Genomic DNA, 16974 nt, shown 5'->3' with positions numbered 1-16974 from the left:
ACGAGGCGGTTTTAAAAGAATAAACTCTATAGATATTAAGAAGTAAGGGTGTGTTTCGAATAAATGAAAATTACAATAGCTGGAACAGGATATGTTGGTTTATCTAATGCAATTTTATTAGCTGAGCATAATGAAGTAATAGCACTTGATATTATTCAAGAAAAAGTGGATATGATTAACAATAGAAAATCTCCTATCATAGATACTGAAATTGAAGAATTTTTAGCAACAAAAGAACTTAATTTAATAGCTACTACTGATAATTATAGAGCATTTAGGGATGCAGAATATGTTATTATTGCAACACCGACAAATTATGATCCAGATAAAAATTATTTTAATACAAGAACTGTTGAGGCTGTAATTGCTAATGTTTTATCTATTAATCCAGAAGCTATAATGATAATAAAGTCAACTGTTCCAGTAGGATATGTAGAGAAAATAAAGGAGAAATTTGAAACGGATAATATTATTTTCTCGCCAGAATTTCTAAGAGAAGGTAGAGCTTTGTACGATAATCTATATCCGTCACGTATAATTGTAGGGGAAAAATCGGATAGAGCAAAGAAATTTGCTGGATTATTAGTTCAAGGTGCGATCAAAAAAGATATTCCGGTATTATTTACAAATTCAACTGAGGCTGAAGCAATTAAATTATTTGCCAATACATATTTAGCCATGAGGGTTGCCTTTTTTAATGAACTAGATTCATATGCAGAAGTACGAGAACTAGATACCAAACAAATTATTGATGGAGTTGGATTGGATCCGAGAATTGGTGATCAGTATAATAATCCATCTTTTGGTTATGGTGGCTATTGTTTACCTAAAGATACGAAGCAACTCTTAGCGAATTATGCGGATGTCCCTAATAATATAATGACAGCAATTGTTGATGCAAATAGAACAAGAAAAGATCATATTGCAGAAATGATTATAAAGAGAAATCCTAAAGTTGTAGGTATCTATAGATTAACTATGAAAATGGATTCAGATAATTTTAGACAATCGGCTATTCAGGGAGTTATGAAGCGCATTAAAGCAAAAGGAATTGAAGTCGTTGTATATGAACCAGCACTTCGTGAAGAGACATTTTATAATTCTAAAGTAATTAATGACTTTGAAGAATTTAAAAAAGTAAGTAATGTAATTGTAGCTAATAGATTAACTGATGATTTATACGAAGTAGAGGAGAAGGTTTATACAAGGGATTTATTTAGTAGAGACTAGCAGTGAAGGCATATTGGTTTTATTTTGTAGATTTAAAAGAAAAGGGTACATGGTTAGTATTACTGAAGAATTTTTCAACACTGATCAAGTTATTTAATACAGCCTTTTTATGAATTTTATGATAGATCAAAAAGGTTATTAGGATTAAAAATCAATCGGTCTTCTTGGAGATATCTCTAAAAAATAAAAGGGGAATTTGAAAAGAAATTAAAAATTAACTTCAGTAATGAGTTAACGGTGGAGGATTATATATGAATATCTCAAATAGATGGATTGCTATTTTTTTGCTTCTACCCCATCTGAATATTTATTTTTTTAATTTGGATCATATTAATAGCTTTGTTTTTGCGTGGAAATCATTAATAGTGTTAGTAGCCTTTTGGTTAATATTTAAGCGGATAAATATTTTGAACCTGCTAATAGTGTGTTATATGATGGTAGTTCTATTTTCTGCTGTTATTAATGGGAATTTGACTAATGGGATTACAGTTACTATAGTAATTTTTATGTCTTTTTGTATTTATATTTCTTATGCTATGAAAGAATCTAAAGAGTTTTTTAGCGGGGTATATTATTTATTTTCAGTTATTATTATTTTGAATTTCCTGACAATAATAATGGGTGGAGTTACAATTGATAATAATGGATTTCCCGTGTATTTACTGGGAGGAAAAAATGCAATTACAATGACAGTATTACCAGCAATACCGATTACATTTATTTACTCTTATATAATGTATAAAAAGCTAAAGGTATTCCCACTCATTGTGATAATATTAAGTATTGTATCTATCTATTTATCGGCAAGTGGAACGGGAATTGTTGTGGCAATAGTAACGACATTATTTTTAGTGGTAAACAAAAGATACTTCCCGTCTTTAAAAAACTATCTCTTAATTTATGTTATACTTTTCTTCTCCATAGTCGTTTTTAGATTGCAAGAATTTTTATTTGGGGATTTTATTATAAATGTTTTGCATAAAGATATAACATTTACGGGAAGAACTTATGTGTGGGACTTAATATTCAATACTATTCAGGATTCTTATTTTATAGGTTTTGGAAGAGGAAATAATATTATTAACCAACATTTTATTAATTTGTATGAGGCACATAATGGATTACTTGAAATTCTTATGTATTCTGGCATTTTTGGTATCTCCTTTTTTATCATAATTTTAATAATGGTCGCTAAAAACTTAGGGCGTTTTAAGAATCACGTTATATCTAAAGTTTTGTCCTTTTCAATTTTCGCATATATGATAATAGGTTTAACAGAGAGTGTTTTTTTCAAAAATGAACTTTGGATGTTAATAATTATTTCATATGGAATCAGTAATATTATAAAGTGCATCGAAATAGAAAATTAGCGATTAGATAAGTAAATTTGCAAATTTTCAATAATGTATGGTGTTAATTTTGTATAGGATTGAGTCTATGCGAAAATATAGTTGTATTAGGCGTTAAGTAACGAATAGGGCACCGTTGAATAAAGAAAATCAATTCTTTGATGAACCTATAAGGTGGTTTTAAGAAAGAAGGTTAAAAAATGAAAAAGAAAATCCTATTTTGGATATTAGGAATCATAGGAGTCCTAATTATAGGCGGAGGAGTCTATGCTTATAATATATATTCTTCCGTGTCAAAAACGTTAGATGAAGTTCATAAACCATTAAAGCGTGATGAAGGTAATAAACAAGAAGAGAAAATCAGTAAATCAGCACCAGTTTCAATCCTATTATTAGGAGCTGATGAACGCGGTGAAGACAAAGGACGTTCAGATTCTTTAATGGTCATCACATTAAATCCTAAAAATAATTCAATGAAAACAGTAAGTATCCCTCGTGATACATATACAGAAATCGTTGGAAAAGGGAAAAGTGATAAAATTAATCATGCTTATGCATTTGGTGGCGTAGACATGTCTGTAGCGACAGTGGAAAAATTCTTGAATATTCCTATTAACTATTATATTGAAGTGAACATGGAAGGGTTTAAAGATATTGTAGATGCAGTTGGTGGTGTAGATGTAAATAATGATTTAGAATTTACACAAGATAAGCACCATTTCGCCAAGGGAAATATACACTTAACAGGTGATGAAGCTTTAGCATTCACACGTATGCGTAAAGCAGACCCACGAGGTGACTTCGGTCGTCAAATGCGTCAACGTCAAGTGATGCAAGCTGTTATTAAGAAAGGTGCAAGCTTCTCTTCTTTATCAAGCTATGGAGATGTACTTACAGCGATTCAAAAGAATGTGAAGACAAACTTAACGCAAGATCAAATGTTTGATATGCAAAAAAATTATAAAGATTGTCTGCAGAATAGTGAAGATATCCAAATCTCAGGTGACGGTCACATAGCAGCTGATGGTATTTGGTACTACTATGTTCCAGAGGCAGCAAAACAAGATTTAACGAATAAGTTAAGAGCGCATCTTGAAGTGACTAAATAATATGTAATAACCCAACTCCTTTGGAAGGAGTTGGGTTTATTTTTGCATGGATTTATATTAGTATTATATATTGTGAGATTAATAGATGAGGTGAATCGATGAATAAGAAAGCAGTACTTGTCCTTGTTATTTTTGTATTGTTTGTTGCTTCGATTGTGAGCGGTAAATTGTACTGGAATAAGAAGATTGCGAATGCAACAGGACAAACGAGTGAAGTAACGAAAACAAAGGCTGAAGTGAAAGATAGCGGAGCAAAGAAAGAAGAGAAAAAGGAAGAGAAAAAACAAGATACAAAGTCATCTTTTAATGAAGCATATGCGAAGAACTTGCCAGATGCAGTGAAAGAGAAGTTAAAGAAAGCTGCTGAGGCTAAAAAGCCAGTAAACCTTGTTATTGTTGGTGATGAAGCTTCTTCATCTGCAAAAGATGCTTGGGCAGCTAAGTTAACAACTAATTTAGAAACAGCTTACGGTAAAGGTTTATGGAATGTGACGGTAAAGGAATATAAGGGTGAAAGCACAGAAGAGTTAATCGCGAATAAGCGTGATAAAGAGATTGCGAAAGACAATCCAGATGTGATTTTATTTGAACCACCATTCATTACTGATAACGGTAAAACTGGTAATGGGAACTCTGTTGTGAATACACAGAAGTTTGTTCAAGCACTTTCTACTAGTGCAAAAGGCGCTACGATTATGATTCAACCATCAAATCCAGTGTATGGTGCGAAAAATTATCCGAAATCGATTGAAGCATTAAAACAATTTGCAGCGCAAAATAATTATACATATATTGATCATTGGGGAGCATGGCCTGATGCGACAACAAAGGCTATCCTACCATATTTACAAGAAGAATTTGGTTTCCCAAGTGCAAAAGGACATGACGTTTGGGCGAAATATGTAACTGATTATTTTGTAGCTAAGTAATGAAGGAGAGATAAAAGGTGTACGAGTTCTCGTATACCTTGTCTTTTTATAATTAAGAGATTTGAAAATAGTAGGAGGAAAACAATGAACTCAATCCTAATCTGCGGCGGAGCCGGGTACATCGGTTCTCACGCTGTGAAAAAATTAGTAGACGAAGGTTTATCTGTAGTAGTAGTAGATAACTTACAAACTGGTCATGAAGATGCAATTACGGAAGGCGCGAAGTTTTATAATGGCGACCTTCGTGATAAATCATTTTTAAGGGATGTTTTTAAACAAGAAAATATTGAGGCGGTTATGCACTTTGCAGCTGATTCTTTAGTTGGAGTTAGTATGGAAAAGCCCCTTCAATATTATAATAACAATGTGTATGGTGCACTTTGTTTATTAGAGGTAATGGATGAGTTTAAGGTAGATAAGTTCATTTTCTCTTCTACTGCGGCAACGTATGGTGAGGTAGATGTGGATCTTATTACTGAGGAAACGATGACAAATCCTACGAATACGTACGGAGAGACGAAGTTAGCAATCGAGAAGATGCTTCATTGGTATAGCCAAGCTTCTAATTTACGTTATAAGATTTTCAGATACTTTAACGTGGCTGGTGCAACTCCAAATGGTATTATTGGGGAAGATCACCGTCCAGAAACACATTTAATTCCTCTTGTGCTGCAAGTGGCTTTAGGTCAACGTGAGAAGATTATGATGTTTGGTGATGATTATAATACACCAGACGGTACTTGTATCCGTGATTATATTCATGTTGAAGATTTAGTAGCGGCTCATTTCTTAGGGCTTAAAGACTTGCAGAACGGCGGAGAGAGTGATTTCTATAACTTAGGAAATGGTAATGGTTTCAGTGTAAAAGAAATCGTTGATGCAGTTCGAGAAGTTACAAATCATGAAATTCCTGCTGAGGTAGCACCGCGCCGTGCGGGCGATCCAGCACGTTTAGTTGCTTCTTCTAAGAAAGCGAAAGAGAAGCTAGGATGGGATCCTAAGTATGTAAATGTTAAGACAATCATTGAACATGCTTGGAATTGGCATCAAAAGCAACCGAATGGATATGCTAAATAAATATAATAAGTGAAAGAGAGGGTATCGTCGACAAAATATGTTCGACATTACCCTCTCTTTTTTTGTACGATTTTTGCTATACTAAACTGTACTATAATACATGATGGAAGGAGGAAAATAATGAAAATACTTGTGGTTGATGATGAATCGAGTATTCGTAATTTGATTCGGATGCAGTTGGAGATGGAAGGTTATGAAGTATTGGCAGCGGCTGATGGGAGAGAAGCTTTAGAGCGATGGAATGAAGGGCCGGATGTATTGATTTTGGATGTTATGCTTCCGGATACGGATGGGTATGAGTTGCTTCGTTTGTTCCGTGAGAGGGATAGGGATATTCCGGTGCTTATGTTAACGGCAAAGAGTCAGATGAATGATAAGTTGCTTGGATTGCAGCTTGGTGCTGATGATTATGTGACGAAGCCGTTTAATTATGCGGAGCTTATTCTTCGGGTTAAGAATATGGCGCGGCGTGTAAAGAAGACGGAGGCGGCTGTAAGTCATGAAGTAATTGAGGCTGGAGAGATAGTGATTTGTCCTAAGGAAAGAAAGGTACATGTGAGTGGACAAGAGATTCAGTTAACGTACCGAGAGTTTAATTTATGTCAGTTGTTTGTTTCAAATCCGCAGCGTGTGTTTATGAGGGATGAGTTGCTTGAGAAAGTATGGGGATTTGAGTATATCGGAAATACGAGAGCAGTTGATATTATGGTACAGAGACTTCGAAAGAAGCTTGGGACGAGCGGAGAATATATTAAGACAATTTATGGCGTTGGCTATAAACTAGATTGTTAAGTGGTGATGGTATGTCTTTAAAGCGAAATATGGTGTTCGGAATAGTTGGGCTGTTAATTCCGATTTTTGTTCTTTTATATGCAGTTGTTTATATTACGTTAGAAAAGAATATGTATCATAACGCAGCAGATTCTTTAGAAAAATTAAGTGTAGAAGCACAAATTTATACGATGAATTATTTAGAGAAGGAAGCAGAAGTGGATACGCTTGGTCCTAATTCACTTTTAATTGCGTCGTATTTAGCGAAGCGTATGGATGTCCGTGTGCAAATGATTGGAAAGAATGGCGATGTTGTTGCAGATACACAAAAAGGAGCGTTGCTTCACCGTAACGTCGACATTGAGAGTTCTTTGAAGGGGAAGAAGTCTTATGTTTTTGAGGAGGCGGATCCCGCTCCCATTCTTTTGTTTTCAAGCCCAGTGTATTATGGAAACGATGTCATTGGAAGTATTCGTTTTATAAATGAGTTAACGGGTGAGAAGGAAGTTTTAACAAATGTGAGCTGGACTTTCTTAATGACGTCGCTTTGTTTAGTAGCTATCGGTATTTTCTTTGCGATTCGTTTGGCGAAGTCTCTTCATAAACCAATTGATCAGTTGAGACAAATGGCACAGCGGCTTGCGAATGGTGATTATAAGAGTAAGATTGAGTTAAATGAGTACGTGGAAATCGCTCAGCTTTCAGCATCTTTTAACGCGATGGCTGATGGAATTGAACTGCATATTAAGCAATTGCAGGAGGAGAAAGAGAAGCAGAAAGATTTCCTAGATCGCATTACGCATGAGCTAAAAACACCGCTAACAGCAATTATCGGTTATGTTGATTTAATTCCAAAGTTACATTCGAAAGAAGATGTACAGGAAAGTCTTCGTTATGTGGCTGTGGAAAGTGAGCGTTTATTATCACTTGTAGAGGAACTGCTTAAGTCCTCGAAATATGGGACGAGTACGTTTGAAGTGTCTCCTACAGTTGTGAATATAAAGGAATTGGCAGAAGAAGCAGTTTCAATTGTGAAACCTCGTCTAAATCAGTTTGAAATTGAAGTGATAAATGAGTTAACGGATGTACATGTTGTTGCGGATTTTGATAAGACGAAGCAGATTTTCTTAAATGTGCTTGATAATGCAATTAAGTATAGTGATGCTTCGCACATTCGTATGAATGTAATTGTGAATGAGTATGAGGCAAAGGTTTTTGTTCATGATGATGGGATCGGTATAGATGAAGTGGTGCTTGCAGAGTGGAATGAGTCTCCGAAAGGAAAGGCACTTCCGTCTAGTTACGGGAATGGTTATGGTTTGTATATTTGTCAGGAGATTATGAATAAACAGGGCGGAAGCATGCGGATTGAGAGTAGTGAAGAAATAGGTACTACAATATTCATTACATTTTTGCTTCCGAGAAGGATGGAAGACATAAAAAACTTGAAAGCGGTTAAATGATACATTTATGAAACAATTATGCGGTATTTTCGAAACAACGTTTTTTTATCTTGGAGGTAGGCAGAAATGAAAAGGCTATCATTTCAAATTCTTATGTTTGTCATTTGTATGATTGTTTCTCTTGTTTTGTTTTATGTTATGGAGAAGCAAATCTATAATCGAATTAACATTGTAAATGATAAACAAGCCGTTTTACAAAGGGTGAATGAATCTCTTCCAATTGAAGTGAAAGTAAGACATGAAAAGTGGGGAGAAATTGTTGTAACGGATGAAGTTCGTTTGCATACGATTGTTTCATTCTTTGACCGAATTCGAATAGAGCCTGAGGGCGTTAAGAGTCAAGAACAAGTATTTACTGGAGAAGTAACGTACTTGAATGGACATAAGCGTACTTTTGCAGTAGGTGACTTGTTCCAGTATGGGGAAAATGTATACGGAAAGAATGGCATGGATCCGATGATTTCAGCACTTCAAACGTATTTATTAAGCCTGTATTACACGCCAGAGCGTATTAGTGATTTCTTTGCTTCAGCAAAGGACGTCGTAGTACGTCAAGGCGATGTGGTACGTACTATCAATCTTACGCACATACTTGATTCTATTCGATACGCAAAGCAAATTACAGATTACGGAGAAATTCAGAAGTTATTACAATCGCAGAATGAACCGATTGCTTATATTACAGCTTATAAAACAGGTAAGCGTGTAAAGAATGATCGTGAAGATATTCTTACGATTTCTGTGTATCCATCGTACTTTGTTGTGCAATATCTCGGTGATAATAACGGAAATGTCATGTATATGAAAGGCTCTCTAGCAGAGTTATTAGTAAAGGAGAATGCGTCATGAGAAAGATAGCCTTTTTCTTCTTTTTGCTAGTAATTGGAGGAGCGATGTCTAGTTGCTCTCGAGATACAACCTCTATTAAATATAGTAAAAATGGTCTCCCTATTTTGGATGATCGTCATATTGTTGCGTATGTAGCGGCTCGTGAGGAAGTTGGTGAAGCGTTACTTTCATCGTTTTGTAAGCCGCGCGGATGTACGTATGAATTTATTCGTCTTTCAACAGAAGAACTTCTTCGTAGAGTGGAAGAAGAAGCTGGAAATCCGAAGGCGGATATTATTATTGGCGGTACAGTAGATGCGCATCAAATGATGAAGCAAAAAAATCTTTCTATTCCTGTGATAAGCCAACATGCAAATCGTATTTCAAAAACTGTTAAAGATAAAGATGGTTATTGGTACGGTTATGAAGTGGAGAAGCTGGCAATTGCGATTAATAAAGAGCGGTGGAACGAGGAAATAGCACCGCTCGGTCTCTCGTATCCGTTAAGATGGAAAGATTTATTGAATCCAGTATATAAGGGAAAGATTGTCATGCCCGATCCAAATGTTTCAGGTACAGCATATACGTTTTTTCAATCACTTATTGATACGTTAGGTGAAGAGGAAGCGAAGGAATATGTGAAAAATCTGGCAGAACAAGTTGGAGAAGTAACAGTGAATGGTTACATCCCAGCAGAACTTGTTGCGAGTGGTGAATATATGATAGGCATCAACTTTATGGGAGATCAGAGAATGCTTCAAAAACAAGGCTTTCCGATTTTAAGTAACGAACCTGAGCAAACAGGGTTATCCGTTAATGCGATTTCGAAACTAAAACGTGCACCGAGTGGTATTATTGCGGATTTATTTATTGATTATTGTTTATCAGAAGAAGCGGGTCACATTTTAGAAAAAGTGTCGTTTGGCGTACCAACGATGTTTGCGAAGAATGAGAAAGAAATAGAAGGACAGCCGGTTAGAAGGACGAATCAAAATATATCAAATAGCGGAATAATCGAGATATGGAATAGACAGCGTCTCTCTCTGAAGTGAGAAAAGGAGACGAAAATATATGTTTAAATGGCTCAAGCCAGCACCTGCAATTGAAAGATTGCCAGCGGATATGATCGACCGTGTATATCGATTACTACGTATTCGTGTGTTAATCGGGATTTCAGTTGGATATGCTGCTTATTATTTAGTTCGTAGTAACTTTACGTTATCAAGTACGTATTTAGTACAAGAATATGGTTTTAGTACAGCTGAAATTGGTCTACTAGGTTCAGTAATGGCAATTGTTTATGGATTTAGTAAGTTCTTTATGGGTAATTTATCAGATAAAGCTTTCGCCCAGCGCTTTATCGCAGTCGGTTTATTCTTATCAGGGCTTGTAAATATTTGCTTCGGCTTTGCATCATCATTTGGGATGATTGTTACATTACTTGTTGTTAACGGTATTGTACAAGGTATGGGAGCACCACCTTGTAGTATTGTTATGACGAAATGGTTCTCGAAGAAAGAACGCGGTACGAAAACAGGTCTTTGGAATATTTCACATAACGTTGGTGGAATGCTTGTGCCACCACTTGTCGGAATTGGTGTAGGTATTTTTGGTGAAAACCATTGGCAAGGCGGCGTGTTTATTTTCCCTGCAATTATCGCAATGGTAATTTCGGTTCTTGTTTGGATTAATGCGAAGGATACACCAGAATCTGAAGGTCTTCCTCCAATTGATGAGTATCGTAATGACTATGAAAATCTTGAAAAAGCAGATAATGCTAACAAGATGTCACCAAAAGAAATTTTAATGAAGTATGTAGTGAAAAATAAATTTGTATGGTTCTTATGTATTGCGAATGCTTTTGTTTATTTAATTCGTTTCGGTGTTATTAACTGGGTTCCACTTTATTTAACGACAGTTAAAGGATTTTCAAAAGCAGAAGCGCATGCGGCATATGCAATCTTTGAAGGTATGGCAATTCCAAGTTCATTAATCGTTGGTTTTTTAAGTGATAAATTGTTTAAAGGAAAACGTATGCCATTATGTATTATTAGTATGGTTGGAGTTGTTATTGGTACGTTTATATATTGGCAAGCAACTAGCGTACTTGTTGTAAGTATTGCAGTTTCTATTATCGGTTGTTTAATTTATGTACCACAGTTCTTAATCGGTTTAAGTGCGATGGAATTAGTACCGAAATTTGCAGTAGGTACGACAGTTGGTATGTGTGGTCTATTCGGTTATGTAGGCGGAAGTCTTGTAGCTAACGCAGCAATTGGTGTTATTGTTGATCGTTCTGGTTGGGATGGTTGTTTCATCTTACTATTAACAGGTGCGGTTTTATCAACAATCTTTTTATTTATTGTTCAACGTGGACATGAGAGAAAAGATCCTAAAGTAGCGTAATATTTTGTTTGAAAAAGCTATCCAATTGTGTGTGATTGGATAGCTTTTATATTAGAAAAAACAAACAGTATGTAAAATTGCAGTTTAATATATAAATGATTTTTGTTAATTAATATAATTTTTTTAGATTTAATAAACCAATTACGTACATAGTTAGACCGAAAAATCCGCCGCCACAGATGAAAATTACAACCTTAAATAAAGAAATAGAGATTTCTTCTGAACCTACATAGGGAAGGATATAATTCATAAAAACAAACATTTGAAAGCCCCAAAGCACACCTGCTTTTAAGCCAGCTTTTCTTAATTTTTTCTTGTGCTGTAAATATTCTTCTTTTGTTGCACATTCAGTATCACTTAAACCTTTTTTCTTGAATTTAAAGGCTAAGTAATTAGCGTAAATCATATTAGATAGAAAAATAAATATAGTTCCTATAGATATTGTGTGATTCATAGTATCAACAAGTAACATAATAAGCATTACCAACATATTTAACCACCACAAACCAATTCCAGCTACAGATAACTCTTTATTGATTTCTTGTTTTTGGTATTCATCTCTCTCACTTAGTGTTCCAACAAAACTATTATAAACTCTTTCTTTCCATTCAATTTTCATCATTTAATCTCCCTCCCAAAATAGACTATTTAAATCTGTTTTTAGTGCTTTTGCTAATTCGATACATAAGGCTAAAGAGGGGTTATATTTATTGTTTTCAATTAAATTTATTGTCTGTCTCGCTACGTTAACTTTTTTAGCTAATTCTAGCTGCGATAAACCTTCAGATTTTCGATATTGTTTAACGTTATTCAAATATAACCCTCCCATTGATGGTTGTAGACCTCGTGTACCAAAATGTCATTTATATGTGACATTTTATAATTGAATAGATGAAATGTCAAATATATATGACAAAATAGCGATGATGCAATTAGGAAAATGATTTTAATGATTCATTTTGGCAAGAAGTTTGTTAATAAAGAATGGCTTCCATTCAATTAAAATTGCCCTTTTTCCTTTCCTTAAATCTATCTTAAAAGATATAATGTCATATTTCTAATCATTGGAATTTTTGTTACAATATAAATGGATGTGTAAAACTTTGTAAAAATAATGTAATAATATGTAATCTATTTTCAGAAAGTTTTATACAATTTTTATATTAAACTATTAAGTTATAAAAGGGAGCGAGAATATGTTACCAAATACGGTTCGTACTCCAAACAAGAAGAAATGGATTATTATTGGGGTTATTGCACTAATTGTTATTGTAGCGGCAATTAATATTTTTGTTATGCAAGGTAAGAAGAAGGGTGCATCAACAAATGCTGATGCTGTAAGTTTTGAGAAAGTGACAGAGCGTAAGCTGAATAATACAAAGTTAATTTCTGGTCAGGTGAAGCCTGGTAATATTGAAAGCTTCTATGCAGATCCGGCCAAAGGAAAAGTGAAAGATATTGAGGTAAAAGAAGGGCAAGAGGTAGAAAAAGGTACGAAGTTATTCTCTTATGACAATGAAGAGATTAACCTTCAAATGAAGCAAGCTGAGCTTGATCAGAAGATGGCGGATATGCGTTATGATCAAGGAAAGAAGAAGATTGATTCGCTCAAGAAAGAAATTAAGAAGGCAAAAGATAGCGGAGCTGGGAAAGAAGTAACAGATCCGATGGACGAGCAAGTAAACGAGTTAGAGATAGCTCAAAAGACAACTGATCTTGAGAAAGAAAAAGGAAAGTTGCAGAAAGAAGAGTTAAGTAAGAAGCAGAAAGAGCTTACGATTTATAGTAATTTCGCTGGTGTTGTTCAAAAGTTAGATAAAGATGCGGCACAAAGTTCATCTCAAGCGTTAGGTGGTCAAGGAAAATCGTTTTTACAAGTAGCTTCTAAAGATCCATTCCAAGTTCAAGGTACGTTAACTGAGCTTCAGAAGTCACAAATTCAAAAGGATCAAACATTCACTGTAACAGCGAAAGCAAATAATAAGAAGAAGTGGACTGGTAAGATTACAGAGGTAAGCGAATTCCCAACAAGTGCAGAGATGGCGCAAGCTGGCGGCATGGGTGAAGCAACTCAAAATATGTCCCAATATACATATAAAGCTAGCCTTGATAGTCAAGATGGTTTATCTCCAGGTTATCATGTTTCCCTGCAAGTAAACTTAGAGAATAAGACGATGATTGCTGTTCCAAGTAAAAGCATTGTAGAAAAAGGCGATGATGCATTTGTTTATGTTGAGGATAAAGGAAAGCTTCGTAAACAAAATGTGAAAAAAGGTTCTACTGATGGAGACTGGACAGAGGTTGTAGAAGGCGTAACAGTGGGGCAAAAGGTGGTTAAAAATCCTTCCGACGATGTGTATGACGGAATGGAAGTGAAAGAAAAATGATTACGTTAAATAATATTGCTAAAACGTATTATCAGGGGAAATTGGCGGTGCCGATTTTGCACGGTATTAGTTTAACGATTCAAAGCGGTGAGTTCGTTTCAATTATGGGACCGTCGGGTTCTGGTAAGTCAACGCTTATGAATATTATTGGTTGTTTAGATCGTCCAACAGAAGGCGAATATATGCTAAATGACGTGAATATCTTAACAGCAGACGAGTCAAAGCTTGCTTTAATTCGTAATGAATATATTGGCTTTGTATTCCAGCATTTTAATTTACTGCCTCGTCTTTCCGCAGTGGAGAATGTTGAGCTTCCGCTCGTATACGGTGGCGTGAAGAAAGCGGAGCGTCGCAAGCGTGCTTTGGAGGCGTTAGGTAAAGTTGGATTAGCAGACCGCGTGCATCATTTACCAAATGAGTTATCAGGTGGACAGAAGCAGCGTGTAGCGATTGCAAGAGCGATTGCGAATAACCCAACGTTCATTATGGCCGATGAACCGACTGGTGCACTTGATACGAAGTCTGGTGAGCAAGTTATGGATATTTTCACGAAGCTTAATGCAGAAGGTACAACAATTGTTATGGTTACGCATGAAGAGGAAGTAGCAGCGTATTCTTCCCGCCGCATTGTACTGCGAGACGGGAAAGTTACAGAAGATAGAAGGTGTGCGGTATGAGTTTACTAGATAGTATAAAAATTGCCCTATCTTCTATTTTAGCTCATAAATTACGTTCAGCTCTTACGATGCTCGGTATTATTATCGGGGTAGGTTCGATTATTACGGTCGTTGCAATCGGGCAAGGCGGGGAAGCGGCATTGAAATCGCAGTTTGTTGGGGCAGGTAATCAAACAGTTCCGATTCATTATAGTGCAGATATAAACGATCCTTTCGGTATGGGAATGGTAGAAGCACCGAAGATAACTGAAGAAGACATTTTTGAAATTAAAAAAATTCCAGAAATCGCACATGTGGTAACAACAAATTCAACCATGGAACCACTTGATATTGAAGATAAAAAAGAAATGGTGAGTATTACTGGATTAGATAGTGAGTACTTTGCAGTAAATAAAGTAAAGTTGTTAAAGGGACGTTCTTTACAAGAATCAGATGTGGATCAAGGTAATAACGTTGTTATGATTAGTAAACAAATGGAAGAAAAGGTGTTTAAGGATACCAATCCAGTCGGTAAAATTATTGAAATGAAAGGTCAACCGATGCAAATTATTGGTGTCTACAAATCAGATAATGAGTTTATGGGAATGGGACCATCAGAAGCGCTAGTTCCAATTTCATTATGGCCGACACTGTATGGAAAAGATGAAATTCAAAATATTTCTGTTCAAGCAAAAAATGTAGATAATCTAGAAAAAGCAGGTAAAAAAGCTGCAGATGTTTTAAATAGTCGTAAACCAACTGATGCAACTGGTAAATATGAAGTTATGAATTTAAAAGAAATTCAAGAAGGTATTTCGAAGATGACCGGTATTATGACAATGATCATCGGTGGTATCGCTGGTATTTCATTAGTCGTTGGTGGAATTGGTGTTATGAACATCATGCTTGTATCTGTAACGGAGCGTACGCGTGAAATTGGTGTACGTAAAGCACTTGGAGCAACGCGTAGTAAAATTTTATTACAGTTTTTAATTGAAGCAGTTATGTTAACACTTCTAGGTGGTTTAATCGGAATTGGTCTTGGGTATGGCGGAGCATATATCGTTTCTACATTCGCAAAATGGCCACCACTCGTTTCATGGGAAGTTGTCGTTGGAGGCGTACTATTCTCGATGACACTCGGTATTATTTTCGGATTAATTCCAGCAAACAAAGCTGCGAAATTAGATCCAATTGAAGCATTGCGTTATGAGTAATTAATAGTGTAGTAGAACTACACATTACCGTTCTAGTGGGCGGTTCATAGCCTCTATATGAGGAAGTGAACCACCCGTTAGAACGGGTTATATAAATAGAAGGAGGCGTTATAATGGAAGCTAATTTGAATACGCAAAAAGTTGGCGGAGAAAAGCCATCATTATTTGGAATGATTACTTCTCCGGGTTTGCAGTTTGAGCGAATGAAGACAACGGAGAAAGTTTGGGGTATGTTCTTCTTAGTCGCATTGTTACAAGGGCTTGTAGGTGGTTTAAATTCGTATGTTATGTATACATCACCTGAGATGATTGAAATGCAAAAGAAATTGGGAGGCGAATTTGCAAAACAGGGTTCGCTTGTATCAGAGGTAATTTCTGGTACGATATGGGGAATAGTAGGTGTTATGATTGCAACACTTGTTATTGCAGCTATTTATAAGGTGTTTATGATGTTCTATGGAAATGATACTTCTTATAAAAAAATAGTAATGATTATTGTATACGCGGATATTGTTGTTATTATTGGTGGACTTATTAATGGTGTTATAGCTTTAATTTTAGGTGCTGGACCAACTGCGTATACAAGTTTAGGACCACTATTCGATCAAGGTTCACTTGCATATGGAATTGGTAATACAATTGAATTGTTCTATTTATGGAATATCATTTTAATTTGGCTAGGGTTACAAATTACAGCTGGAGTAAGTAAAGTGAAGGCAGCTATTCCAATTATTGTTTTATTCATTATTAAAGCGGGATTCCTAGCTGCGATTGTTGTATTGATTGCAAAGTTCTTACCTGGTTTGCCTGTATAATAATATGATTGAATTAAAGGGTGACTCTTCAAGGGAGTCACCTTTTTTATTTTTATCCCTATTTCAAATACCACCAATAAAATTTCAAATTCTACATAGTGTAATTTCAAATTCCGTCGGTAGTATTTGAAATTACTTACAGTGAAATCTTTTCTTTATTTTTATATTGTGAAGGTACCGCGGAATACTAGAAAGGTATACCTTTTAGAAACGGGTACTGTGTGAAGCCAGCGACTTTTACAGAGGCAGTTGTTTTGTATGAAGGGATGATTGTAAATCAAATAAAGAAATTAGGTATTCGCCAAGATTATGAAGAGTATTATCAATGTGGTTTAATTGGTCTTTGGCATGCGTATGAAAGATTTGATGCAAAGAAGGGGTATTTCCCTGCATATGCACTTGTAACGGTGCGTGGTTATATATTAGAAAGATTGAAGAAAGAATCTACTGTACAAGAAAGATGTGTATGTGTAGGAGAGTATGAGGACATCTTTCATTTTGAAGATGTTGAAATGAGAGTGAAGGATTTTATGAGTGTGTTAGACGAGAAGGAGAAGTATATTATTTTTGAACGTTTTTTTGTAGGGAAGACGATGGGAGAAATCGCTTTAGAGACGGAAATGACATATTATCAAGTAAGATGGATGTATCGGCAAGCACTCGAGAAAATGCGAGATAGTGTAAGAGGATAAAAATAGCAAATAGAATGGAAGGTAAGGAAATACTACCTTCCATTC

At 35.4% G+C, this 16974-nt stretch carries 17 protein-coding genes; 15 read left to right on the top strand and 2 right to left on the bottom strand.

What is annotated here, in order from left to right:
- Positions 1-63: 63 nt before the first annotated feature.
- The 10 genes from N2V79_RS25820 to N2V79_RS25775 all read left to right on the top strand — a co-directional run bounded on the left by N2V79_RS25820 (position 64) and on the right by N2V79_RS25775 (position 11162).
- Positions 64-1230 (top strand): nucleotide sugar dehydrogenase, encoded by a 1167-nt coding sequence (locus N2V79_RS25820; RefSeq protein ID WP_265938487.1) that lies wholly within the window; start codon positions 64-66, stop codon positions 1228-1230.
- Positions 1231-1481: 251 nt separating this feature from the next.
- Positions 1482-2600, top strand: coding sequence for an O-antigen ligase family protein (locus N2V79_RS25815; protein ID WP_265938488.1), 1119 nt, complete (start codon positions 1482-1484; stop codon positions 2598-2600).
- Positions 2601-2779: 179 nt separating this feature from the next.
- Positions 2780-3688, top strand: coding sequence for a polyisoprenyl-teichoic acid--peptidoglycan teichoic acid transferase TagU (gene tagU, locus N2V79_RS25810; RefSeq protein WP_265938489.1), 909 nt, complete (start codon positions 2780-2782; stop codon positions 3686-3688).
- 98 nt (positions 3689-3786) lie between these two features.
- On the top strand, positions 3787-4617 hold the full coding sequence (locus N2V79_RS25805) for an SGNH/GDSL hydrolase family protein (RefSeq protein ID WP_340720309.1): 831 nt from the start codon (positions 3787-3789) through the stop codon (positions 4615-4617).
- 84 nt (positions 4618-4701) lie between these two features.
- Positions 4702-5694: a UDP-glucose 4-epimerase GalE gene (gene galE, locus N2V79_RS25800; RefSeq protein WP_001084657.1), complete on the top strand. Its 993-nt coding sequence runs from the start codon at positions 4702-4704 to the stop codon at positions 5692-5694.
- A gap of 120 nt (positions 5695-5814) precedes the next feature.
- The gene (locus N2V79_RS25795; protein WP_000699553.1) at positions 5815-6486 is read left to right on the top strand and encodes a response regulator transcription factor; all 672 of its coding nucleotides are present in this window, start codon (positions 5815-5817) and stop codon (positions 6484-6486) included.
- Positions 6487-6497: 11 nt separating this feature from the next.
- Entirely contained in the window at positions 6498-7928 is a 1431-nt protein-coding gene (locus tag N2V79_RS25790; RefSeq protein WP_340720308.1) for a HAMP domain-containing sensor histidine kinase, read from the top strand.
- A 66-nt stretch (positions 7929-7994) separates the two neighbouring features.
- Positions 7995-8777 (top strand): DUF3919 family protein, encoded by a 783-nt coding sequence (locus tag N2V79_RS25785; RefSeq protein ID WP_000826619.1) that lies wholly within the window; start codon positions 7995-7997, stop codon positions 8775-8777.
- Positions 8774-9808 (top strand): ABC transporter substrate-binding protein, encoded by a 1035-nt coding sequence (locus N2V79_RS25780; RefSeq protein ID WP_001225641.1) that lies wholly within the window; start codon positions 8774-8776, stop codon positions 9806-9808. The genes N2V79_RS25785 and N2V79_RS25780 overlap by 4 nt, the downstream gene beginning before the upstream one ends.
- Positions 9809-9827: 19 nt before the next feature.
- The gene (locus tag N2V79_RS25775; RefSeq protein ID WP_000477603.1) at positions 9828-11162 is read left to right on the top strand and encodes an MFS transporter; all 1335 of its coding nucleotides are present in this window, start codon (positions 9828-9830) and stop codon (positions 11160-11162) included.
- Between the two features lie 109 nt (positions 11163-11271).
- Here the strand turns inward: N2V79_RS25775 and N2V79_RS25770 are convergent, their stop codons facing one another.
- On the bottom strand, positions 11272-11784 hold the full coding sequence (locus N2V79_RS25770) for a DUF3278 domain-containing protein (RefSeq protein WP_000975591.1): 513 nt from the start codon (positions 11782-11784) through the stop codon (positions 11272-11274).
- Positions 11785-11976: a helix-turn-helix transcriptional regulator gene (locus N2V79_RS25765; RefSeq protein ID WP_001067016.1), complete on the bottom strand. Its 192-nt coding sequence runs from the start codon at positions 11974-11976 to the stop codon at positions 11785-11787.
- A 382-nt stretch (positions 11977-12358) separates the two neighbouring features.
- Between N2V79_RS25765 and N2V79_RS25760 the strand changes: the two genes are divergently transcribed.
- The 5 genes from N2V79_RS25760 (at position 12359) to N2V79_RS25740 (ending at position 16929) form a co-directional block, all read left to right on the top strand.
- The gene (locus N2V79_RS25760; protein ID WP_340720307.1) at positions 12359-13549 is read left to right on the top strand and encodes an efflux RND transporter periplasmic adaptor subunit; all 1191 of its coding nucleotides are present in this window, start codon (positions 12359-12361) and stop codon (positions 13547-13549) included.
- On the top strand, positions 13546-14226 hold the full coding sequence (locus N2V79_RS25755; RefSeq protein WP_000631624.1) for an ABC transporter ATP-binding protein: 681 nt from the start codon (positions 13546-13548) through the stop codon (positions 14224-14226). The genes N2V79_RS25760 and N2V79_RS25755 overlap by 4 nt, the downstream gene beginning before the upstream one ends.
- On the top strand, positions 14223-15422 hold the full coding sequence (locus N2V79_RS25750) for an ABC transporter permease (protein WP_006922891.1): 1200 nt from the start codon (positions 14223-14225) through the stop codon (positions 15420-15422). The genes N2V79_RS25755 and N2V79_RS25750 overlap by 4 nt, the downstream gene beginning before the upstream one ends.
- Positions 15423-15535: 113 nt before the next feature.
- Complete coding sequence (locus N2V79_RS25745; RefSeq protein WP_340720306.1) at positions 15536-16237, top strand: Yip1 family protein; 702 nt, start codon at positions 15536-15538, stop codon at positions 16235-16237.
- A gap of 221 nt (positions 16238-16458) precedes the next feature.
- Positions 16459-16929, top strand: a complete 471-nt coding sequence (locus tag N2V79_RS25740) for a sigma-70 family RNA polymerase sigma factor (protein ID WP_000801297.1) — start codon at positions 16459-16461, stop codon at positions 16927-16929.
- The last annotated feature ends 45 nt before the right edge of the window (positions 16930-16974 follow it).

The sequence above is a fragment of the Bacillus sp. CH_70 genome, assembly GCF_038007045.1.
GTDB classification, from domain to species: domain Bacteria; phylum Bacillota; class Bacilli; order Bacillales; family Bacillaceae_G; genus Bacillus_A; species Bacillus_A cereus.
This window is presented reverse-complemented; position numbering and strand designations above follow the sequence as displayed.